Source organism: Nocardia yunnanensis (genome assembly GCF_003626895.1).
Taxonomy (GTDB): Bacteria; Actinomycetota; Actinomycetes; order Mycobacteriales; family Mycobacteriaceae; genus Nocardia; species Nocardia yunnanensis.
In genome coordinates, this window is the sequence record NZ_CP032568.1 from 2,094,605 (window position 1) to 2,115,525 (window position 20,921).

A 20,921-nucleotide genomic window follows, 5' to 3' on the forward strand; every position below is an offset into this window, starting at 1 on the left:
TCGAAAGGACAATCGCCAGTGACGCTTTCGCGCGCCGCACGCGGCACCCTCACCGGTCTGGCCGCCGCGCTCATCGCCGTCGTCCCGGTCGCACTCACTCCCGCGGTCCAGGCCGCGCCGGCGAGTTCCATTCTGCGCCAGGCGCCGGTCGGCGCGGACTTCAAGCTCCAGGCCGCGCCCAATGCCCGCGATATCGGCGGCACCCCCGCCGCCGGCGGAAAGATCAAGCCGGGCCTGGTGTTCCGCACCGACGCCCTCAACCGGCTGACCGATGCCGACAAGCAGACGCTGGTGTCGGCCGGCATCACCAAGATCATCGATTTCCGCAGTCCGACCGAGCGCGCCGCCAATCCCGACCAGCTGCCCGCCTCGATCCCCGAGGACTCGCTGCCGGTCTACGATCCCGACAACGACTTCTACCTGTTCTTCGCCAAGGCGGTGCAGGGCGGCCCGGCCGTGCAGCAGGAGATGCTGGGCGACGGCAAGGGCGCGCAGTACATGCGCGATTACTACAAGTGGATGGTCACCGATCCGACCGCCCGCAACCAGTTCGCCACCGCCCTGAAGGACATCGCCGGCGGTTCGGGCGCGGTGCTCTACCACTGCACCGCGGGCAAGGACCGCACCGGCTGGATGACCGCGATCCTGATGCACATCCTGGGCACCCCCGAGGGCTCGATCTACGACAATTACCTCGCGTCCAACGACCGGCTGGCGGCCAGCAACAAGGCCACCCTGGACGCGCTGGTCGCGCAGGGCAAGGTCACCGACCGCAGCCTGTTCGAGCCGGTGCTGGGGGTGTCGCGCGACTACCTGGCCGCCTCGTTCGTACAGGCCGTCCAGTCCTATGGCTCGATCGACCGCTTCGTCTCCGACGGCCTGGGCCTGGACTCGGCGACCCTCGATGCGCTGCGCGCCAAGCTGATCGAGAAGGGCGGCCTGTCCACCGGCTCGTTCGGCGGATAACAGACCGGGTTGTACCACGAATGCCGGCGTCGCGAATCGGACGACGTCGGCATTCGCTTGTCCGCGTCATGTCCGCTTCCCAACGATCATGTGCGTGCGAAAATTCGCATGGTGCACGAGATCTGGCAACTGGACGGTCGGCGCACTCGCTCGGTGAGTGCCGAGAACCCCACCGGCGAACCCGGCGGGGGCGGCCGGGCCATCGCGGGGACCGGGGCGTTCGCGGCGGCCGGGCTGGGCCGCGGCTGGAAGGTGTCGCCGTCGATCGACCTGCCGCCCGGGGAAACCGCCACGCTCGCCGACGTTTCCGGGCCGGGCGTGATCCGGCATCTGTGGCTGACCACCGATCGCGCGCTGCTGCGCGACTTCACCCTCCAGATGTATTGGGACGGTGCGCCCGAACCCGCGATCGCGGTGCCGCTGGGCGATTTCTTCTGCAACGGCTGGGATCACCTGGCGCTGATCAACTCCGCCATGGTGGTGGTCGCGCCCGCGGGCGGCCTGAACAGCTACTGGCCCATGCCCTTCCACACGCACGCGCTGATCACCCTGCACAACGGCTCCGAGCGGACCGCGCCGGTCTACTACCAGATCACCTATCTGGAAGAGGAGTTACCCGGCGCCACCGGGTATCTGCATGCCCGGTGGCGCTGCAGCGACCCGCTGGGCAGCCCGGCCGAGCATCCGATCGTCGAAATCGACGGTGGCCCCGGCCGGTACGCGGGCACCTATCTGGCGGTGCAGCCGCGCGCGGCGGGGTGGTGGGGCGAGGGCGAGCTGAAGTTCTATCTGGACGATGACACGGAATTTCCCACCGTATGCGGCACCGGAACCGAGGATTATTTCGGCGGCGCCTGGAATTTCGATCTCGAGGGCGCTTATCGCCCCTACTCCACCCCCTATCTGGGCATGCCGCAGGTGTTGCCGCCGCATCGAATCTACGAACCACACCAGCGATTCGGTATGTACCGCTTCCACATTCCCGACCCGATCTGTTTCGAACACGGCCTGCGCGCCACCGTGCAGGCGCTGGGCTGGCGCGACGACGGCCACTATCTGCCGCTGGAACAGGCGCACGTCGCCTCCACCGCCTTCTGGTATCACGCACTCCCCTGATCCCCCAGACCTCCCGTAACGATTGCGGGAAAAACGGAGGAATGCGATTGCTATTGCGTAAAACGCGTCGAGTTCGCGGCACGCGGGTGCATGGTATTGCTATGCGCGCCTTGGTCGTCGAGAAGCCCGGACAGTTCTCGGTGCAGACCGTTCCGGATCCCGTACCGGGGAGCGGGGACGTGGTGATCCGAGTGGACGCGGTCGGCATATGCGGCACCGATATCCATATCGTCGAGGGTGAATTCCCGCCCACGCCCTATCCGATCGTGCCGGGCCACGAATTCGCCGGGGAAGTGGTGGCTCTCGGAGCGGCCGCGCGCGGCGTCCGGGTCGGCGACCGGGTGGCGGTGGACCCCTCGCTGTTCTGCGGGCACTGCCACTACTGCGCGATCGGGCGCGGCAATCTGTGCGAGAACTGGGGCGCCATCGGCGACACCGTGGACGGTGCGATGGCCGAGTACGTGAAAGTGCCCGCCGCCAACTGTTATCGGCTGCCCGGGCACATGTCCCCGGCGCACGGGGCGCTGGTGGAACCGCTCTCGTGCGCGGTGCACGGATTCGATGTGCTGCCACGGCGACTCGGCGCGCACTATCTGATCTACGGCGCGGGCACCATGGGGCTGCTCATGCTGCAGCTGGCCATCGCGGCGGGCGCGGCGTCGGTGTCGATGGTCGACACCAATGCCGATCGGCTGGCCATCGCCCGCACCCTGGGCGCGGACGCCGCCACCATCTCGGCCGACGATATGGACCGGCCCGAGGGCTGGGAGATCGTGATCGATTGCAGCGGAACGGTGGCCGCGATCGAGGACGGGCTGTCGCGGGTGCGCCGCGGCGGCACCTATCAGCAATTCGGTGTCGCCCCGGCGGCGGCGCGCGCGACCATTTCGCCGTTCCGGATCTACAACGACGAGATCACCATCGTGGGATCCATGGCCGTGCTGCACAGTTTCGGGCGCGCCGTGGAGCTGATGGGCGAGGGCGTCGTCGACGCCGACACCGTCATCACCCACGATTTCGCGCTCGACGAGTTCGCCGATGCCCTGCGGACTTTCCGCGCGGGCACCGGCCGCAAGATCCAGCTGCATCCCGGACGACGGGCGGCACGATAGACGGGTAGGGGCCAATGACGGTCGTTGCCGGCGTGGATTCCTCCACGCAGTCCTGCAAGATCCTGGTGTGCGACGCGGATACCGGAACGGTATTGCGGCAGCGCCAGATTCCGCACCACGACGGCACCGAGGTGCCGCCGGACATGTGGTGGGAGGCATTGCGCGCGGCCTGCGACCGCATGATGCGCGATGTGGAGGCCATCGCGGTGGCCGGCCAGCAGCACGGGCTGGTGGTGCTCGACGCGGCCGGGCATCCGGTGCGAGACGCGTTGCTGTGGAACGACACCCGCTCCGCGGAGGCGGCGTCGCAACTGGTGAACGAACTGGGCGGTCCGCAAGCGTGGGCGGACGCGGTGGGCAGCGTGCCGCTGGCCGCGCACACGGTGGCCAAGCTGCGCTGGTTCGCCGACCACGAACCGGAATTGGCCGACCGAACAGTTCGCGTGCTGTTGCCGCACGACTACCTGACCTGGCAGCTGCGCGGCGGTGATCCGGCCACCGAACCCACCACCGATCGCGGTGACGCCTCCGGCACCGGCTATTGGTCGCCCGCCGACGGCAACTATCGACCCGATCTGCTGACCATGGCCTTTCGCGGTCGCAACCCCGCCCTGCCGCGGGTGCTGGCCCCGGCCGAGATCGCCGGCCACACGCCCGGCGGCCGCCTGGTCGCGGCCGGCACCGGCGACAATGCCGCCGCCGCACTGGGTTTGGGCATCGACGACGGCGATGTGGTGGTCTCGCTCGGCACCAGCGGCACCGTCTTCACCCGCGCCACGCGCCCCAGCGCCGACCCGTCGGGAGTGGTCAACGGTTTCGCCGACGCCACCGGCGCATTCCTGCCGCTGGTCTGCACGCTCAACGCCGCCCGGGTGCTGGACGCGACGGCGGTGCTGCTCGGGACCGATCTGTCCGGGCTGGAAGTGCTTGCGGCCCAATCCCCCGCGGGCGCGGACGGCTTGACGCTGCTGCCCTATCTCACCGGTGAACGCACCCCCAACCTGCCGCACGCCACCGGCAGCCTGCACGGCCTGCGCCCGCACACCATGCGCCCGCATCATCTGGCCCGCGCCGCCATCGAGGGCATGCTCTGCAATATCGCCGACGCTCTCGACCGGCTGCCGATCGTCCCGCATCGAATCCTGTTGATAGGCGGCGCATCCCGCTCGCGCCTGATCGCGCACGCGGCCGCCACCATCTTCGGGCGCACCATCACCGTGCCCAACCCCAGCGAATACGTCGCCCTCGGCGCGGCCCGCCAGGCGGCCTGGGCGCTGCGCGGCGGTCCCCGGCCGCCCCGCTGGCCCGCCCCGGCCGGCACCGATTTCCACGCCGTCACCGCCGGCGTCGGCGCGGCCATTCGCCAGCGCTACGCCGAGATCAGGGATACGTATTACCCGTGACGCCAGCAGGTTTCACGACGTCGCCCGCCGATCGCCCGCGGCGAGGAACGGCATGAGGAGGCCGAGCAGCTCGCGGGGACGGTCCAGCGGAATGATATGGCCGCAGTCGGGGATGACATGGGCGGTGAGGTCGTCGGCGAGGGGGCGTAGCTGTCGTTCCAGAGCATCGCCGACCGGGTGCGCGCCGATCGCCAGGGCGGGCACGGTGAGCCGGGCGACGGCGGCCTGCTCGAGCTGGCGGGCGGAGGCCGGGAGCGCGCGGTAGTAGGAGAAGGCGCAGCGCAGGGCATCCGTCCCGGTGTAGGCCGCGAGGAACGCGTCGCGGAGGTCGGGCCGGACGCCGCGGCCGCGGGTGCCGGTGGTGAGGAACCAGTCGATGTATCGCGCCTCCTGACCGATCAGCACCGTTTCGGCGAGACCGGGGACGGCGTGGAAGCCGAACCACCAGGGCGGCCCCGCGGCGAGGAAGTCCTCCGCGCCGGGGAGCGTGCCGAGCAGCGCTTCCATCACCACCAGCCGTCGGATGCGTGCGGGGTGGCGCAGGGCGAGCAGGACCGCGACCGGGGTGCCGGCATCGATCGCGACCACCGACGCGGTGGATTCGCCCAGGGCATCGAGGATTCCGGCGATATCGGTCGCCAGCGTGCCGGCGTCGTAGCCGTCCGGCGCGCGGCTGGAGGCGCCGAAGCCGCGCAGGTCCGGGGCGATGACCCGGTGGTGTGCGGCCAACGGGCCGATGATCTCGCTCCACACCCGCCAGGTGTGCGGGAAGCCGTGCAGCAGAACGACCGCCGGGCCGGCGCCGGCGAGCGCGACGTTGGCGGTCATGCCGTTGGTCTCGATGCGGCGCAGTGCGATCGGCGCGGGCGAGGTGCAGGACACAGGAACTCCCGGGGATGGTTACCATTGGTTACCAGAAAACGGTAGGTAACCCCGGTTGCGCTGCCAAGACGGCACGTTCAGGACAGGTGGTGAGGTCCAGGTGACCACTCGATCAGCGCATGCAGACGCCGCGGGGCGCGGTGATCTGTTCGATTGCCGGTGCCCGACACGGCAATTGCTCGATCGCATCGGCACCAAATGGACGTCGATGGCGGTCAAGGTCCTCGCGGACGCCGCCCCCGACGAGGTGCGATTCGCCGAGCTGCGTCGCCGCATGCCCGGCGTATCCCAGAAGATGCTGTCGGTGACCCTGCAGAACCTGACCCGGGACGGCCTGGTCGCCCGCCGCGTGGAACCGACCGTCCCGCCGCGCGTGCACTACCGGCTCACCGAACTCGGCCTGTCCCTGGAGGTTCCGCTGGCGGCCCTGCGAACCTGGGCCGAAGACCACATGGCCGAGATCGACCGCGCCAATGCCGCCGATGCCGCGCTCGATCAGCCCACTTTCCCGTAGACGACCGGACCGTCCGACAGGTAGTCGTCCCAGGTCTTGTGCCGGGTGAGGTAGTTCCGGATGGCGTCGCGAGCGATCTCGTGCTTCGATCGCCCTTCCATCGCCGCCTGCGCACTCAGCGCAGCTTCTTCGTCCTCGCTGAGCCGCAGAGTCCATGCCACCGGCAAGTCATACCACCTCGAGGTGACGGCGGGCGACACAACTCTGAAATTGCTCAGTTTCACTACTGTGTTCATATAGGACATAAATGGTCCTACATCGATTCCACAATGAAGACATGCCGGAACTCTCGCTGCGAACCTTGAACCGCACCCTGCTGCTGCGTCAGAAGCTGAACGAACGGGCGGCGATGCCCGCCGCCGAGCTCGTCCGCCACCTGCTCGCGGTGCAGGGGCAGGAGCCGAACTGGCCGTACATCGGATTGTGGGCGCGGCTCACCGATTTTCGGCACGAGGATCTCGTGCGGCTGCTGCAGGATCGAACGGTGGTGCGCGCCACCACGATCCGGCGCACGGTCCATCTCAGCCATGCCGCCGACTACCGCTGGCTGTATCCGACGGTCCGCCCTGCCGTCGAACCCGCCCTGCGTTCGACCTATCTGCGGGACGCCACCACCGGCTTGGACATCGCCGAATTGGCCACGGCCGGAAAGGAATTGCTCGCCGGCCGCACGGTGGCCCGGCGCGACCTCGGCAAACAGCTCGCCGCGCGCTTCCCCGGCCGCGAACCCAGCGCCCTGGTGCACGCCCTGGGCATCGTCCGTCCGCTGCTGCACGACGCGTCCGCCGGCGCCTGGGGCGCGTGGCGGGGCCGCTCGGTCGCGGTCTCGCTGGCCGAGGAGTGGCTGGACGCGGGAGTGGACGCGAACCCGCAGCCGGAAACCCTGATCCGCCGCTATCTGGCGGCCTACGGGCCCGCCACCGTCGCCGACATTCAGGAGTTCGCGGGTGTCACCCGCCTCGCCGAGGTCGTGACCCGGCTGCGGCCGGAACTGGCGGTGTACCGCGACGAGTCCGGCCGTGAACTCTTCGACCTGCCCGACGCTCCGATCGCCGACCCGGATCTCCCGGCCCCGGTCCGTTTTCTGCCGGCCTTCGACAATTCCTGCCTGGGCCATCGGGATCGCCGCCGCATCATCGGCGACACCGATCGCGCCCGGATCGCCAAGATCGCCTCGGGCGGCGTGCCGTTCTATCTGGTCGACGGATTCGTGCACGGCCGTTGGGATCTCGACGGCTCGACCATCCGGATCACCCCGTGGCATCCGCTGTCGGCATCGGCCGCGGCGGCGGTGCGGGCCGAGGCCGAGCGGCTGCTGCCGATCCTCGTACCCGATGCGGCGGGCGCGATCAGTATTCGTTCTTGATGACGAAGTAGGAGCCGCGAATCGTCCCGGCCAGCTTGGACTTCTGCCGCGCGAACTTGAAGCCGGACAGTTCCTCGGGGACCTCCATCCCGTCGGAGAGCTTGAACCCGACCGCGCGCTTACCGGCGTCGGCGAGGGTGTAGAGGGCGTTGATCGACAGGCCGCTCTCGTAGAAGACGTACGCCCACCGGATGCCCTCGACCTCGAATTCGGTGGCCTCGAGCGGCGGGGAGGCGATGACGATGCCGCGTTCCTTGTCCAGGATGGTGCTGACCCAGTCGATCGTCTTCTTGGCCTTTTTCGCCGGCTCGGTGGTGAATTCGAGGTTGTACTTGTTCTTGAAGTACCGGGCCTCGTTGGCCCGCAGTCCGGCGAGGGCGTCGGCGACCGGTGACGATTCCAGGCCGACGGTCGAGACATTCGTGAAGTCCACGACATAGGTCATGGTGAATTCCCTTTCCTCGCGGTGTCCAGGGTCCCCGACCGAGCATAGGTGAGCCCGGTGCGAAACCCTGGAATTTGGCCTACCTCTGGCGGACCGACCGCAGCAGATCGCGGTTCAGGCGTCCGATCACGTCCTGCGGAATCTCCTTCGGGCAGGCCAGGGTGCATTCGCCGGTATTGGTGCAGCCGCCGAAGCCCTCCTCGTCGTGGGTTTCGACCATGGCCGCGACGCGTGAGTACCGCTCGGGCTGTCCCTGGGGCAGCAGCCCGAGGTGGGTGACCTTGGCGGCGGTGAACAGCATGGCCGACCCGTTGGGGCAGGCGGCCACACAGGCGCCGCAGCCGATGCATTCGGCGGCCTGGAAGGCGGAGTCGGCGTCGGGTTTCGGGACCGGGATCGCGTGGGCTTCGGGTGCGGTGCCGGTCGGCGCGGTGATGTAGCCGCCCGACTGGATGATGCGGTCGAATGCCGAGCGGTCGACGACCAGATCCTTCACCACCGGGAAAGCCTTGGCCCGCCACGGTTCCACCGTGATGGTGTCGCCGTCGGCGAACGTGCGCATGTGCAGCTGGCAGGTGGTGGTGGCGCGTTCGGGCCCGTGCGGGGTCCCGTCGATGACGAGCGAGCACATGCCGCAGATGCCTTCGCGGCAGTCGTGGTCGAAGGCGATCGGTTCCGCACCGGTCCGCACGAGTTCCTCGTTGAGGACGTCGAGCATCTCCAGAAACGATGCGTCGGGCGAGATTTCGACGCGGTAGTCGACCAGTCCGCCGCGGTCCCGCGGGCCGTGCTGGCGCCAGATGCGCAGGGTGAGCTTCATGGGTGTCCCCTCACTTGTAGGACCGGGTGGACGGGTGGACGTATTCGAAGCTCAGCGCCTCCCTGTGCAGCGTCGGCGGCCGGCCGGCGCCGTTCCACTCCCAGGCGGCGACGTAGGCGAACCGTTCGTCGTCGCGCGCGGCCTCGCCGTCGGCGGTCTGCGATTCGGCCCGGAAGTGGCCGCCCGCGGATTCGGTGCGGTGCAATGCGTCCACGACCATGAGCTCGGCCAGCTCCAGGAAGTCGGCGACCCGGCCCGCCCGTTCGAGCGATTGGTTGAGGTCGTCGCCCGAACCGGGGACGGTGACCCGCTCCCAGAACTCGGCACGCAGCGCGGGAATGAGGACCAGCGCCTTGCGCAGTCCCGCCTCGGTGCGTTCCATTCCGCAGTACTCCCACATGAGGTGGCCGAGTTCGCGATGGAAGGAGTCCACGGTGCGATCGCCCCGCACCGACAGCAGCCGGTCGATCATCGACCGCACGCGGGCCTCCGCCGCCGCGACGGCCGCGGCGGGCACCTCGCCCTGGGGTCCGCGGGCGAGATAGTCCCCGAGCGTGGTGGGCAGCACGAAATACCCGTCGGCCAGGCCCTGCATGAGCGCCGACGCGCCGAGCCGGTTCGCGCCGTGGTCGGAGAAGTTGGCCTCGCCGATCACGAACAGGCCGGGGATGGTGGAGCGCAGATCGTAATCGACCCACAGGCCGCCCATCGTGTAGTGCACGGCGGGGTAGATGCGCATGGGCGTCCGGTACGGGTTCTCGCCGGTGATGCGCTCGTACATCTGAAAGAGGTTGCCGTACTTGGCTTCCACCGCGTCGCGGCCCAGGCGGGCGATCGCGTCGGCGAAGTCGAGGTAGACGCCCAGCCCGCCGGGGCCGACGCCGCGCCCCTCGTCGCAGACGTGCTTGGCCGCGCGGGAGGCGATGTCGCGCGGGACGAGATTGCCGAAGGCCGGGTAGACGCGTTCGAGATAGTAGTCGCGTTCGGTCTCCGGGATGTCGCCCGGTTCCCGGTGGTCGCCAACGGTTTTCGGCACCCAGACGCGTCCGTCGTTGCGCAGCGACTCCGACATCAGGGTCAGCTTCGACTGATGGTCGCCGGAGACCGGGATACAGGTGGGGTGGATCTGGGTGAAGCACGGGTTGGCGAAGTAGGCGCCGTGCTTGTGCGCCCGCCAGGACGCGGTGACATTGGAGCCCATGGCATTCGTGGACAGGAAGTAGACGTTGCTGTACCCGCCGGAGGCCAGCACCACGGCATCCGCGGTGTAGGACTTGATCTCTCCGGTGATCAGGTCGCGCACGACCACGCCGCGCGCCACCCCGTCGGCCATGATGAGGTCCAGCATTTCGTGCCGGGCGTGCAATTCGACCGTGCCGGCGTCGATCTGGCGCATGAGCGCCTGATACGCGCCCAGCAGCAGCTGCTGTCCGGTCTGGCCGCGGGCGTAGAACGTGCGCGAGACCTGGGTGCCGCCGAAGGACCGGTTGTCGAGCAGGCCGCCGTACTCCCGCGCGAACGGGACGCCCTGCGCCACACACTGATCGATGATCCGCGTCGAGATCTCCGCCAGCCGATGCACATTCGACTCCCGCGACCGGTAGTCGCCGCCCTTGACGGTGTCGTAGAACAGCCGGTGCACGCTGTCGCCGTCGTTGCGGTAGTTCTTGGCGGCATTGATCCCGCCCTGCGCGGCGATCGAGTGGGCGCGCCGCGGCGAGTCCTGGAAGCAGAACTGGACGACGTGATAGCCCTGTTCGCCCAGGGTGGCCCCGGCCGCGCCGCCGGCCAAACCGGTGCCGATGACGATGACGGTCTTCTTGCGCTTGTTGGCCGGATTGACCAGCTTGGCCTCGAACGTGCGGGTGGTCCAGCGGTCGGCGATCGGGCCGACTGGGGCGGCGGTGTCGGCGATCGGGTCGCCGTCGAGGTAAAGGATTGCGCTGTCGTGGTTTTCGCTCATGACTATTTCACCCATCCGAATGTGACGGCGGTCGGCACGGCCAGGAAGCCGGCGACGAGCAGGGCGGAGACGACGGCCGCCGCCAGGTCGTAGTGGTGGCGGGCGGTCAGCCCCAAAGTCTGTGCGGCGCTGCGGATGCCGTGGCGCAGGTGCAGACCGACCAGGATGACGGCGACCACATAGAACACCGTGACGTACCAGTGCGACGGCGCGAAGTCGGCGACCACTTTCGCGTAGGGCGTCGCCGCGCCGCCCGCGGGGTTCACCGCGCCGAAGGTCAGGTCCAGCAGATGCCAGACCAGATACAGCGCGATGATGACCCCGCCCCACCGCATGGTGTGCACGGCGTAGCCGTGGGCGTGCGAGGTCCGTTTGGCGGCGTACCGGACCGGGCGGGCGCGGCGCGCGGTGCGGGCCAGCGAGATCGCCGACCACATGTGCAGGACCACGCTCACCCCGAGCACGACCTCCACGACGGTCAGCAGGCCGCGGCGCGGCACCGCGGGCTCGCCGACGGTCCGCAACCAGTCGGCGTAGTGGTCGAACTCGGACGCGCCCAGGAACACCTTCAGATTCCCGGCCATGTGGGCGATGAGGAACAGCACGAGAATGCCCCCGGTCACCGCCATCACGGCCTTCTTGCCCACCGTCGTGCGGTAGAGCTCGGGTAGTGCGACAGCCATGAGCGGACGGTAGGCCCGGCCCCGCCCGGCGGTCCAAGTCCGCGGCGATCTGGTCACCATGACCGGCGGCTATGCAGCGAGCTGGGGCCGGGATTACTACTGCGAGTAGTGAATTCGGGAGGTGAAGGATGTCACAGCCCGCGTGTGATCATCGACTCGGAATCCGAAAGCCGCAGTTCAGAGTCCTAGGCTGGCGAGGTGCAGTTGCAGCAGTTGACGTATTTCCTGGGGGTGGCGCGCACCCAGCATTTCACCCGGGCCGCGGACGAGCTGGGGGTGGCCCAGCCCTCGCTGTCCAAGCAGATTCGGGTGCTCGAGGACGAACTCGGTGCGCCGCTGTTCAGCCGGGCCCGCGGCAACATCACGCTGACCCCGGCGGGCGAGGCGCTGTTGCCGCTGGCCAATCGAATTCTCGCCGACGTGGATACCGCGCGGCTCGAGGTCCAGGAGCTGGTCGGACTGCGCCACGGGCGAGTCCGCCTGGGGGCGACGCCCTCTTTGTGCTCGGGACTGCTGGCCGACACGCTGCGCCGCTTCCACGACTCGTACCCCGGAATCCGACTGCTGGTGGAAGAGGGCGGGTCTCGCGACCTGGTGCGCCAATTGACCAGGGGCGAACTCGATTTGGCGCTGGTGATTCTGCCGCTGCCCGAGGACACCCCGCTGGCCACCACCCCGATCCTGCGCGACGATCTGGTGGTGGCCGCCCGCCGCGACGACCCCACCCTCTCCGGCCGCACTCACCTGCACATCACCGATCTGCGCGACCGCCCGCTGGTGATGTTCCGGCAGGGCTACGACCTGCGCGAGGCCACCCTCGGCGCGTGCCGGGCGGCCGGGTTCGAACCGCGTTTCGCCGTCGAGGGCGGTGAGATGGACGCGGTGCTGCGGTTCGTGGAGGTCGGGCTCGGCGTCGCGGTCGTCCCCAGCACGGTGCTGGCCGGACGCCCTGGGCTGCAGGGCATTCCGCTGCCCGGACTGCACCGGACGGTCGCGCTCGCGCACCGCAAGGACGTCGCCCCGACCCATGCCGCCGGGGCGTTCCGGGCCACCCTGGAGAGCTTTCTCCGGGAGTCCGCCGCGGACGGCACCCTGCCGGTGGGGGTCGAGGCGGTCAGCGGGCGTGCGGCGGCCGGAATCGGCCACGGCAGCTGAACTGCAGATCGAGGTGACCGTCCGGTACCGCGTGCCCGTCGTGGAGCATGTTCTCGGTGGGCGCGAGATAGGCCTCCCCGGGACGAATGGTGATCCGGGTGACCGGGTAGCGCGGAAACTCGCGCAGGAAACGGCGCGCCAGCGTGTACGCGGAGGCCCCGTCGCCTTCGGGGTGCCCGTGGTCGCGCAGGGTTTGCGCCATGACCTGAAGCGGAAGGTTGACGCACAGCAGCCGGCGATCGTGGTCACCGAGGTTGATCGAGAGCCGATTGTGCGCTGCCGCACGGTCTTTCACGGGCGCGTTGGACCAGTCGTCCACGTGGAGTCCGACCCGGCGGCCGTGGCTGCCGAGGGTGAGGGTCGGGCTGCCGTCCAGGGTGCTGCCGTAGAGCAGGGGTCCTTCGATGCCCCTGCCGGAGCGTCGATCTCGGCATCCAGGGCCCGCTCGTCGCCGGTCGCGGCGGCCGCGCGCAGGGCGGCGCAGGCGTCCAGCAGCCAGGCGGGCGCGGCCAGGCTATCCAGTCGCCCGGGTCGGCATCGGATCGCTGTGCCATCCCGCTCCCGAGATTCGGTCTCGGCCATCAGGGAGGCCCCGCAGGCGTCGAAGAACGGACACGACAGGCAGTTTCGCGCCACCCGGCGTTCGGCGGCGACGGCACAGCGCTCGAAGACGGGACCGGCCAGCATCTCGGCGAACCGGTCGGTGAACACAGTGCCGATCGACCAGGCGGGATCGCCGTACGGTTCACCGTAGGTGAAGCAGGAGCCGTCGGTGTTCACCAGCATCACCGGCAGCCATTCCCGGCGATCCAGGTACTCCGGCCCGCGCGCCCCGGTGAGATAGCGCGCGGCGATCTCGACATAGGTGTCCAGGGGCGCGGGCGGGCGCTGCAGCACCTCGCCCGCCAGCCACAGGTCGAACAGGCGGGTCAGTGCCGAAAGCTCGTGCGCCACCGTCACTTCGAACGGCGCGGTCTGCCCGGGCTCGCCGGTGTCGAACAGCGGCAGCGCCCGGAAAGTTCAGCCGGCGGCGCTCGAAGTACCGGAACAGCTCGTCCACCGCGTCGATATTGCGTGCGGTCAGCACCGAGATACAGCCCACCGGCACGCCGGAGGCCACCAGCACGTCGAGATTCGCGGCCACCCGCTGCTGGGAGTCACGACCCGCCGCGTTCACCCGCAGCCCTCCGATGACGTCGAGGGAGACGCCGACCGAATCGAAACCATCGGCGAGCAGGGCGCGACGCTGCTCGTCGAGCAGTGTCAGGTTGGTCTGCACGCTGTTGGCGACCGGCACCCGCGCACCGAAGATCTCGACGTTGATCGGCCAGCGTCTGCCGATAGAACAGCACGGGTTGCATGAGCGGTTCGCCGCCGTGCCAGATGAACTCGAGCCGGGTGGCGGTCCCGTCCCGTTCCTCGAGCGCCAGCACGTGCTCGAGCAGTGTGCGGTACATGGCGGCGAGCTGCGCGCGGGACATGGCCGCGCTGTTGCCGAGCTCCGGGTATTCGTAGCAGTACCTGCAGCGCAGGTTGCAGAACTTGGAGACCTTCACCACGATCTGCATGGTTCGAGTGGTCGAGTTCACCTGGGCACGCTCTCTTCTCGTGATCGGACCGACGGGGAGATCTACGGTTCGGAGAGCTGCTGGAAGGGCCCGCCGCCCTCGGGCGCCTGATGGAACGGCACCGCCTGGTGGAACGGTTGCCCCTGACGGAACGGGCCTTCGTGAAACTGGCTGAACTGATGGAACGGGTTGGGCCGGGTGGCCGCGAGCCGCACGTCGGCGGCGGCCGCCGGCCGGGCCGTGGACTCGGCGGTGAGCAGGGTCGCGAGGTGCGCCTGCGCCGCGGAGCCGATCACAGTGGCCGCCGGGGCCGGTGCGGTGGCCGCGTCGGCGGGTCCGGTGAGGCCGGCGACGATCGCCGGGGCGGCGGCCATGGTCGCGGCGATTCCGGCGAGCCGCGCGATCGCGGCGGCGCGGCGGTTGGTCGAAGGTGACATGCGGATTCCTTCCGATGGGGCCCGACACCTACAGGTAGGCGGCGGGTTACTGTGCCCGGGAAGGAATCTGGAGCGGATCGGTCGGTATCTACTGGACCAGGACCGCGCGGAGCCGCTGGAGCTCGGACGCCGTGAGACCGTTGGCGAGCAGCCATTCGGCGGCGCCGCCGTGCTCGGCGTGCAGGTTGTCCAGGAACCGCAGCATGACGTCGGCGGTCACCGCGAGGATGCCGGTATTGGCTTGCGGGAGGCCCGCATAGGAGGGCAGGGCGTCCAGGCGGTCGCGGACGCGCTGCATGCGCTGGTTGGTCAGCGCGTAATCCTCGGCGACGAGTTCGGCGGGCACGCCGACCGCGTCCAGCAGCACCGCGGCCAGGACGCCGGTGCGGTCTTTGCCTGCGGCGCAATGGAACAGCAGGGAGCGACGATGCGGGTCGATGATCAGGCGTACGGCTTCGACGATGTGTTCACCGCTGCCCGCCAGGAGCTGGCCGTAGAGTTCCGTCAGGTCGACCCGGGTCTTGTCGGGCACGAGATCCCGTGCGGCCAGGGACGATTGGGGCGATTTGCGGATGGGGAGGTTGGCGATGTGGACGTCGGCGGCGCCGATGCGGCCGTAGCCTTCGCGTTCGATCTCGTCGGGCAGGCGCAGGTCGATAATCGTGCGCAGGCCCACCGTGTCCAGCAGGCGCGCGAGGTCTGCTTCCGTGGCCTGCTGGAGGGTGGAGGAGCGCAGCACGACACCGAAACGTGTTGTGCCGCAGTCTTTCACGGGCAGGCCGCCCAGATCGCGGACGTTGTCGATCTGGTCGAACTCGACCCAGCGTCCGACCCCGGCATCGGTGGAAGACAGGGGCTCGGTGGGCGTCAGGGGGTCGGTGGGCGCCATGGGCTCAGTGGGCGTCAGCGGCTCAGTGGGCACGGCCGGCCGCCGCCTCTTCCGCGCGGGACAGGCCGCACAGGCCGATGAGGTCTTCGTGCAGTTCGAACCAGACGGTGTGGTAGCTGTCCATGATGGGCCGCGCCACATAGGTGTGGTCGCCTTCGGCAATGCGTTCCACGGCCCGGTCGAGACGATCCAGATAGCGCGACAGCCGCGGGGCGAGATCGCCCAGCCGGGCGATCAGCGGCCGCAACGTGCGGTGAGTGTCGTTGAGCCGGGCCAGGACCGAGGCGTCGTAGTCGGCGTCGGCGTGATCGTTGACCGTCGCCGGATCCTTCATCTGCCAGTCGGTGATGATGACCTTCAGCTCGGCGTTGAAGACGCAGAACTCGTCGTAGGCGGCGGTGAGGGCGGCCGCGTCGACGGTGTCGCGCTCCTCGGCCAGCAGCTGCGCCAGGCGCGGGCGGCCCTCGGGGGTCAGCCGGAACCCGGCGGGGGTGCTCGCGCAGTAGCCGGTGGTCACCAAACCCGCACAGCAGTCGGCGATCTCGGCCGCGTCGGCGAAGAGGCTGGCGGCCAGATTGTCGGCGTTCACCCGGCCCTTGATGCCGACCAGGCGCAGCACGGCCAGTTCGGTGACGAGGGCGGGCGCGGCCGAAACCTGTTCCTGCTCGGTCTGTTCGGGGGCACGCCGGTCGAGGCGATCGGCCAGCTGCTCGCCGTCCACGCCGGCCCACTGGGCGAGCTGGCGAATGTCGTCGAGCACGGACTGCTCGACCGGCTTGGCGACGACCGCGCCGGGCAGCACCAGACCGGCCTCGCCGTCCACGGTCACCGTCCGGCCGGCCAGCGCCGCGACGACGCCCGGCCCGCAGCCGACCACGCAGGGGCGGCCCAGTTCCCGGCTCACCAGCGCGGCATGCGAGGTGGTGCCGCCCAGTTCGGTGACGACGGCGCGGGCGGCGATCATGCCGTGCAGATCGTCGGGACTGGTGGTGGGGCGCACCAGGATGACATCCTCGCCCGCCGCGGCCCGCGTCTCGGCCTCGTCCGGATCGGTGACGACCGTGCCGGAAGCCAGTCCGGGACAGGCGGATTCGCCGCGGGCGAGGGGTTGCTGGCCGCCGGTGTCGCCGGAGGCGGGGCGCAGCACCTCGCGCACCTGCTCGGCGGTGATGCGGTCGAGGGCTTCGTCGGCGCCGATCAGACCCTCCGCGACCATGGCGACCGCGGCGCGCACCGCGGCCCGCGCCGAACGCTTGGCCGGGCGCGACTGCAGCAGCCACAGGGCGCCGGATTCGACGGTGAACTCCACGTCCTGCATGTCGCGGCCGTCGCGTTCCAGCAGGTGCACGGCGGTGAGCAGCCGCTGGTGCACCGCGGGCTGGGTGGCGGCCAGCTCGTCGAGCGGGCGCGGGGTCAACCGGCCCGACACCACGTCCTCACCCTGCCCGCCGACCAGCCACTCGCCGTAGACGGGGCCGTCGCCGGTATTGGGGTTGCGGGTGAAAAGCACTCCGGTGCCGGAGGATTCGTCGAGATTGCCGAACACCATGGCCTGCACGGTGACCGCGGTGCCGAGGGTGTCGGGCAGGCCGCGATGGGCGCGATAGGTCTTGGCGCGCGGCGAATCCCAGGACCGGAACACCGCCTCGATCGCACCGCGCAACTGATCCCACGGATCGGCCGGCACCACACCGTCGGCGTCGCCGAGCACGGTCTCGCGATACTGGTGCACGAACCGCTGCCGGGTGTCCTGCGCGTAAGCCGGATTGCCGGTCTCGGCGGCCAGCGCCCGCTGCACCGCATCGGTCATGCCGAGGTTGAGGACGGTGTCCATCATGCCGGGCATGGACACGGCCGCGCCCGAACGCACCGACACCAGCAGCGGCCGCGCCGGCGCACCGAAGCCGCGCCCGGTGCCGCGCTCGATCATGGCGATGCCCGCGCGCACCTGCTCCCAGATCTCGTCGGCGATGACGCCGCGGCGGCGGTAGTCGGCCCACCCGTCGGTGGTGAGGACGAAAGCGGGCGGCACCGGCAGGCCCAGCGACCGCATGTGGTCGATACTCCACGCCTTGCCGCCGATTCGCTCCCGCGACAGCCCGCACGCGCCATCGAGCTCGACGACGGTCACCGCGTCCACCGCGTCCTCGGCACGCCGCGCCAACTCCATTCCGGCCGTCATGTCACTCCTCCGAGATCCAGGATTCATTCCGCACTCCAGCGCTCCACCGCTGCTCGAGCGGCCTGCCGGGCAATATCCCCGTCCCCCACGGGATCACTCCATCGAGCGTGCCGCGTGACCGCCCCCACACCCAACTCCCATCCCGATGACCGGAACCCCGGTGCGTTCGCGGCCGTGCACGTGGCACGACCGGTCAGCGGGATGGCACTCGGAAAATGGGGATTCACGAACCTGGCGTGGTGCAGGATGGGCGGATGGATCGGCGGCACTCGGGCGGGAGCTCCGCGGTCGGACCCGTGACGACCATTCCGGAGTTGGTGGCGGACAGAGCGCGGCGGTACCCGGATGCGGTCGCCGTCGCCGGGCCGGCCGGGCGGTTGACGTTCGCCGAGCTGGCCGACCAGGTCGCCGCCGTGACGCGCGCGGCCATGGCCTCCGGGCTCGAAATCGGCGATCGGGTGGGGATCTGGGCGCCCAACAGCGCACGCTGGGTGGTGACCGCGCTCGGCATGCTGGGCGCGGGCGCGACCCTGGTGCCGATCAGCACCCGCCTGCGCGGCGCGGAGGCCGCCGAGGTGCTGGCCCGCAGCCACGCCAAGGCGGTGTGCACGGTGCAGGAGTTCCTGGGGCAGGACTATCCGCGCCTGCTCGCCGAATCCGGCCGTGCGCTACCGGATCTGGAGCATCTGATCCTGCTCGACGACGCCCGCGGCGAGGGCGACGCCGACTGGGACGTCAGCTCCTGGGCGGGCTTCCTGGCCCCCGGCACCGTGATCGAACCGCAGTCCGCCCGCGAACGCGTCGCCGCGGTCGAACCGGACTCCATTTCCGACATCCTGTTCACCTCCGGCACCACGGGCGCGCCCAAGGGCGTGCTGGCCACCCACCGTCAGAGCCTGAAGGTGTTCGCGCAGTGGGCCGATGCGGTGTCGCTGCGGCCCCGCGACCGGTATCTGCTGGTGAATCCGTTCTCGCACACCTTCGGCTACAAGGCCGGCATCCTGGCCTGCCTGCTGCGCACCGCCACCATGGTGCCGGTGGAGCGGTTCGACGCCGACCGCGCACTGCAGCTCATCGAGACCGAACGCATCACCGTATTGGCGGGTCCGCCAACGCTTTTCACCGATCTGCTGGCCGCCGACCACGATCGGTATCTGCTCGGCTCGCTCAGGTTGGCGGGCACCGGCGGTGCGCCCATCCCGGCCGAGCTGGTGCGCCGCATCCGCGACGATCTGGGCGTGCCCTACGTCTTCACCGCCTACGGCCTCACCGAATCCATCGGCGTCGTCTCCGTCTGCCCGCCCGACGCGCCGACCGAACTGGTCGCGGGCACGGTGGGAAAGCCCTTGCCGGGCAGCGAGATCCGCATTCTCGACCCGGACGGCAAGCCGGTGCAGACCGGCGACACCGGTGAGATCACCGTCCGGGGCGCGAACGTCATGGTCGGCTACCTCGACGATCCGCGGGCCACCGCGGCCGTCCTGGACGCCGACGGCTTCCTGCACACCGGCGACGTCGGCCACCTCGACCACGACGGCTACCTGCGCATCACCGATCGCCTCGCGGACATGTTCATCGTCGGCGGCTTCAATGCCTATCCGGCGGAGATCGAGCGAGTCCTGGTGCGCCACCCCGACATTCACGAGGTCGCGGTCCTCGGCATTCCGGACGAGCGACTCGGCGAGGTCGGCCGCGCGGTGGTGGTGCCAGCCCGCGGCGCCACCCCGGACCCGGCCGCCATCATCGCCTGGGCGCGCACCCAGCTCGCGAGCTACAAAGTGCCGCGGGAGGTCGTCGTGGTCGACGACCTCCCGCGCAACACCGGGGGCAAGGTGCTCAAACAGCGGCTGCGCGAACCGGGTTAGATCTCCTTGCGCATCTGGGCGGTGAGGGGCTTCATGTAGCCCGAGCCCAGCAGTCGCCGCATGATGTTCATCGCCTTGGCGTCCTTGCCGATCAGGATGAGCGGCTTGTTCTTCCGGATGCCGTTGACGATGACCTTGGCGCAGTCCTCGGGGCTGGTCTGGGCCAGGCGGTCGAAGTTGGCGGCCAGATCGTCGCGGCTGCGAGTGGCGGCAGCCCGTGCCTTCCAGGCGATTTCGGTCTTGATCATGCCGGGGTGGACGCTGGAGACGCCCACCGGATACCCGGCGATGATCATCTCCTGGCGCAGGGCGTCGCTGATGGCGTGCATGGCGTACTTGGAGGAGCTGTAGCCGCCCTGACTGGGGCAGGCCACCAGGCCGAACATGCTGGAGACATTGGCGATATGGCCGTCACCGGAGGCGATCACGTGCGGCAGGAACGCCTTCACGCCGTGCAGGGTGCCCCAGTAGTTGATGCCGAAGATCCACTCCAGGTCCTCCCAGGAGACTTCCTCGATATTGGCGGTCAGCGAGACGCCGGCATTGTTGACGACCAGGTTGACCTTGCCGAAATCGGCGACGACCTCCTCGGCGTGGGCGTAGACGGCGGCCCGGTCGGTGACGTCGAGCTTGTAGGCTTTCGCCGTCGCGCCTTCCTTCTCGCACAGTGCCGCGGTCTCGGCGACATTGTCGAGATTGCGTCCCGACAGGGCCAGGTGCGCGCCGTTGCGGGCGAGCTCCAGGGCCAGCGCCCGGCCGATGCCCGCTCCCGCACCGGTGATGACGGCGACCTTGCCGTGGAAGTCCTTCATGGGTGTTTCCTTACTGAGAGGTGAAGCCGCCGTCGGCAACGAATTCGGAGCCGGTGCTGTAGGAGGAGTCGTCGGAGAGGAGGAACAACACCAGGTTGGCGAGCTCCTCGGGGCGGGCGGGCCGCGAAATCGGTTGATTCGCGGCGATATTGGCCGAACGGTCCGACGTGGCGACCATTTCGGTGGCCACGATGCCCGGATGCACGGAGTTGACACGGACGTTGTCGGCCGCGAATTCCTGTGCGGCCGTTTTGGTCATGCCGCGCACGGCCCACTTGGAGGCGACGTAGCCCAGGATGTTCGAGTAGCCGATGAGGCCGCCGGTGGAGGAGATGTTCACGATGGAACCGACACCGGCGCGCCGCATGGAACCGATCACGGCCTTCATGCCCAGGAACACGCCGACCTGATTGACGTCGATCACCTTGCGGTAGTCGGCTTCCGAGAGCTTCTCGATCGGGTCCACGTGCACGATGCCCGCATTGTTGACCAGACCGGAGACCGGGCCGAACGCCGCCTCGGTCCGCGCCACCACCTCGGTCCACGCGGCCTCGTCGGTCACGTCGAGAGGGAAGAACCTTGCCGCGTCCCCGATTTCGGCCGCCACGGCCTGCCCGGCCTCGGCCAGCACGTCGGTGATCACCACCTTGGCGCCCTCGGCGGCGAGCGTGCGGGCGAAGGCCGCGCCCATGCCGCGCGCACCGCCGGTGACGATGACGACCTTGGAGTCAACGCGTCCCATA

General features: G+C 69.5%; 21 protein-coding genes and 1 pseudogene. 9 read left to right on the top strand and 13 right to left on the bottom strand.

The window, feature by feature from the left end:
* Positions 1-18 precede the first annotated feature (18 nt).
* The 4 genes from D7D52_RS09590 (at position 19) to xylB (ending at position 4,597) form a co-directional block, all read left to right on the top strand.
* The gene (locus tag D7D52_RS09590; protein ID WP_162958238.1) at positions 19-966 is read left to right on the top strand and encodes a tyrosine-protein phosphatase; all 948 of its coding nucleotides are present in this window, start codon (positions 19-21) and stop codon (positions 964-966) included.
* Positions 967-1,056: 90 nt separating this feature from the next.
* Positions 1,057-2,082 carry a glycoside hydrolase family 172 protein gene (locus D7D52_RS09595; protein WP_246023725.1) on the top strand — a complete coding sequence of 342 codons (1,026 nt, stop codon included), beginning with the start codon at positions 1,057-1,059 and terminating at the stop codon, positions 2,080-2,082.
* A gap of 101 nt (positions 2,083-2,183) precedes the next feature.
* On the top strand, positions 2,184-3,194 hold the full coding sequence (locus tag D7D52_RS09600; RefSeq protein ID WP_120735999.1) for a zinc-dependent alcohol dehydrogenase family protein: 1,011 nt from the start codon (positions 2,184-2,186) through the stop codon (positions 3,192-3,194).
* A 14-nt stretch (positions 3,195-3,208) separates the two neighbouring features.
* Positions 3,209-4,597, top strand: coding sequence for a xylulokinase (gene xylB / locus D7D52_RS09605; RefSeq protein ID WP_120736000.1), 1,389 nt, complete (start codon positions 3,209-3,211; stop codon positions 4,595-4,597).
* Between the two features lie 12 nt (positions 4,598-4,609).
* Here xylB and D7D52_RS09610 read toward each other — a convergent pair whose 3' ends face one another.
* The gene (locus D7D52_RS09610) at positions 4,610-5,479 is read right to left on the bottom strand and encodes an alpha/beta fold hydrolase (protein ID WP_246023727.1); all 870 of its coding nucleotides are present in this window, start codon (positions 5,477-5,479) and stop codon (positions 4,610-4,612) included.
* Between the two features lie 100 nt (positions 5,480-5,579).
* Between D7D52_RS09610 and D7D52_RS09615 the strand changes: the two genes are divergently transcribed.
* Positions 5,580-5,993 (top strand): winged helix-turn-helix transcriptional regulator, encoded by a 414-nt coding sequence (locus D7D52_RS09615; RefSeq protein WP_120736001.1) that lies wholly within the window; start codon positions 5,580-5,582, stop codon positions 5,991-5,993.
* Here the strand turns inward: D7D52_RS09615 and D7D52_RS09620 are convergent.
* Positions 5,975-6,154 (bottom strand): ribbon-helix-helix domain-containing protein, encoded by a 180-nt coding sequence (locus D7D52_RS09620; RefSeq protein ID WP_162958239.1) that lies wholly within the window; start codon positions 6,152-6,154, stop codon positions 5,975-5,977. The genes D7D52_RS09615 and D7D52_RS09620 overlap by 19 nt on opposite strands.
* Before the next feature lie 116 nt (positions 6,155-6,270).
* Here D7D52_RS09620 and D7D52_RS09625 point away from each other — a divergent pair, with 116 nt between their 5' ends.
* Positions 6,271-7,359 carry a winged helix DNA-binding domain-containing protein gene (locus tag D7D52_RS09625; protein ID WP_120736003.1) on the top strand — a complete coding sequence of 363 codons (1,089 nt, stop codon included), beginning with the start codon at positions 6,271-6,273 and terminating at the stop codon, positions 7,357-7,359.
* On the opposite strand, the gene D7D52_RS09630 is transcribed toward D7D52_RS09625, so the two are convergent.
* The 4 genes from D7D52_RS09630 to D7D52_RS09645 form a co-directional block, all read right to left on the bottom strand.
* Entirely contained in the window at positions 7,343-7,804 is a 462-nt protein-coding gene (locus D7D52_RS09630) for a phage tail protein (protein ID WP_120736004.1), read from the bottom strand. The two genes, D7D52_RS09625 and D7D52_RS09630, sit on opposite strands and share 17 nt — an antisense overlap.
* Positions 7,805-7,883: 79 nt before the next feature.
* Positions 7,884-8,624: a succinate dehydrogenase/fumarate reductase iron-sulfur subunit gene (locus D7D52_RS09635; RefSeq protein WP_120736005.1), complete on the bottom strand. Its 741-nt coding sequence runs from the start codon at positions 8,622-8,624 to the stop codon at positions 7,884-7,886.
* Positions 8,625-8,634: 10 nt separating this feature from the next.
* On the bottom strand, positions 8,635-10,587 hold the full coding sequence (locus D7D52_RS09640) for a fumarate reductase/succinate dehydrogenase flavoprotein subunit (protein WP_120736006.1): 1,953 nt from the start codon (positions 10,585-10,587) through the stop codon (positions 8,635-8,637).
* 2 nt (positions 10,588-10,589) lie between these two features.
* Entirely contained in the window at positions 10,590-11,270 is a 681-nt protein-coding gene (locus D7D52_RS09645) for a succinate dehydrogenase cytochrome b subunit (RefSeq protein WP_120736007.1), read from the bottom strand.
* A gap of 198 nt (positions 11,271-11,468) precedes the next feature.
* On the opposite strand from D7D52_RS09645, the gene D7D52_RS09650 reads away from it, so the two are divergent.
* The gene (locus tag D7D52_RS09650; RefSeq protein WP_120736008.1) at positions 11,469-12,425 is read left to right on the top strand and encodes a LysR family transcriptional regulator; all 957 of its coding nucleotides are present in this window, start codon (positions 11,469-11,471) and stop codon (positions 12,423-12,425) included.
* On the opposite strand, the gene D7D52_RS09655 is transcribed toward D7D52_RS09650, so the two are convergent.
* Positions 12,385-12,744, bottom strand: a complete 360-nt coding sequence (locus tag D7D52_RS09655) for a hypothetical protein (protein WP_120736009.1) — start codon at positions 12,742-12,744, stop codon at positions 12,385-12,387. The two genes, D7D52_RS09650 and D7D52_RS09655, sit on opposite strands and share 41 nt — an antisense overlap.
* Entirely contained in the window at positions 12,717-13,379 is a 663-nt protein-coding gene (locus D7D52_RS09660) for a radical SAM protein (RefSeq protein ID WP_162958240.1), read from the bottom strand. The genes D7D52_RS09655 and D7D52_RS09660 overlap by 28 nt, the downstream gene beginning before the upstream one ends.
* Before the next feature lie 37 nt (positions 13,380-13,416).
* On the opposite strand from D7D52_RS09660, the gene D7D52_RS09665 reads away from it, so the two are divergent.
* Positions 13,417-13,788, top strand: coding sequence for a hypothetical protein (locus D7D52_RS09665; protein ID WP_120736011.1), 372 nt, complete (start codon positions 13,417-13,419; stop codon positions 13,786-13,788).
* A gap of 267 nt (positions 13,789-14,055) precedes the next feature.
* On the opposite strand, the gene D7D52_RS09670 is transcribed toward D7D52_RS09665, so the two are convergent.
* The 3 genes and pseudogenes from D7D52_RS09670 to D7D52_RS38650 all read right to left on the bottom strand — a co-directional run.
* Positions 14,056-14,430 (bottom strand): hypothetical protein, encoded by a 375-nt coding sequence (locus D7D52_RS09670; RefSeq protein ID WP_120736012.1) that lies wholly within the window; start codon positions 14,428-14,430, stop codon positions 14,056-14,058.
* An 88-nt stretch (positions 14,431-14,518) separates the two neighbouring features.
* Complete coding sequence (locus D7D52_RS09675) at positions 14,519-15,319, bottom strand: tyrosine-protein phosphatase (RefSeq protein WP_162958241.1); 801 nt, start codon at positions 15,317-15,319, stop codon at positions 14,519-14,521.
* A gap of 631 nt (positions 15,320-15,950) precedes the next feature.
* A pseudogene (locus D7D52_RS38650) lies at positions 15,951-17,489 on the bottom strand (pyruvate, phosphate dikinase); the annotation flags it as partial.
* A 266-nt stretch (positions 17,490-17,755) separates the two neighbouring features.
* On the opposite strand from D7D52_RS38650, the gene D7D52_RS09685 reads away from it, so the two are divergent.
* Positions 17,756-19,366 (top strand): FadD3 family acyl-CoA ligase, encoded by a 1,611-nt coding sequence (locus D7D52_RS09685; protein ID WP_120743962.1) that lies wholly within the window; start codon positions 17,756-17,758, stop codon positions 19,364-19,366.
* On the opposite strand, the gene D7D52_RS09690 is transcribed toward D7D52_RS09685, so the two are convergent.
* Both D7D52_RS09690 and D7D52_RS09695 read right to left on the bottom strand, forming a co-directional pair.
* Positions 19,363-20,178 carry an SDR family NAD(P)-dependent oxidoreductase gene (locus D7D52_RS09690; RefSeq protein ID WP_120736014.1) on the bottom strand — a complete coding sequence of 272 codons (816 nt, stop codon included), beginning with the start codon at positions 20,176-20,178 and terminating at the stop codon, positions 19,363-19,365. The two genes, D7D52_RS09685 and D7D52_RS09690, sit on opposite strands and share 4 nt — an antisense overlap.
* 10 nt (positions 20,179-20,188) lie before the next feature.
* Entirely contained in the window at positions 20,189-20,920 is a 732-nt protein-coding gene (locus D7D52_RS09695) for a glucose 1-dehydrogenase (protein WP_120736015.1), read from the bottom strand.
* Position 20,921: the final 1 nt, after the last annotated feature.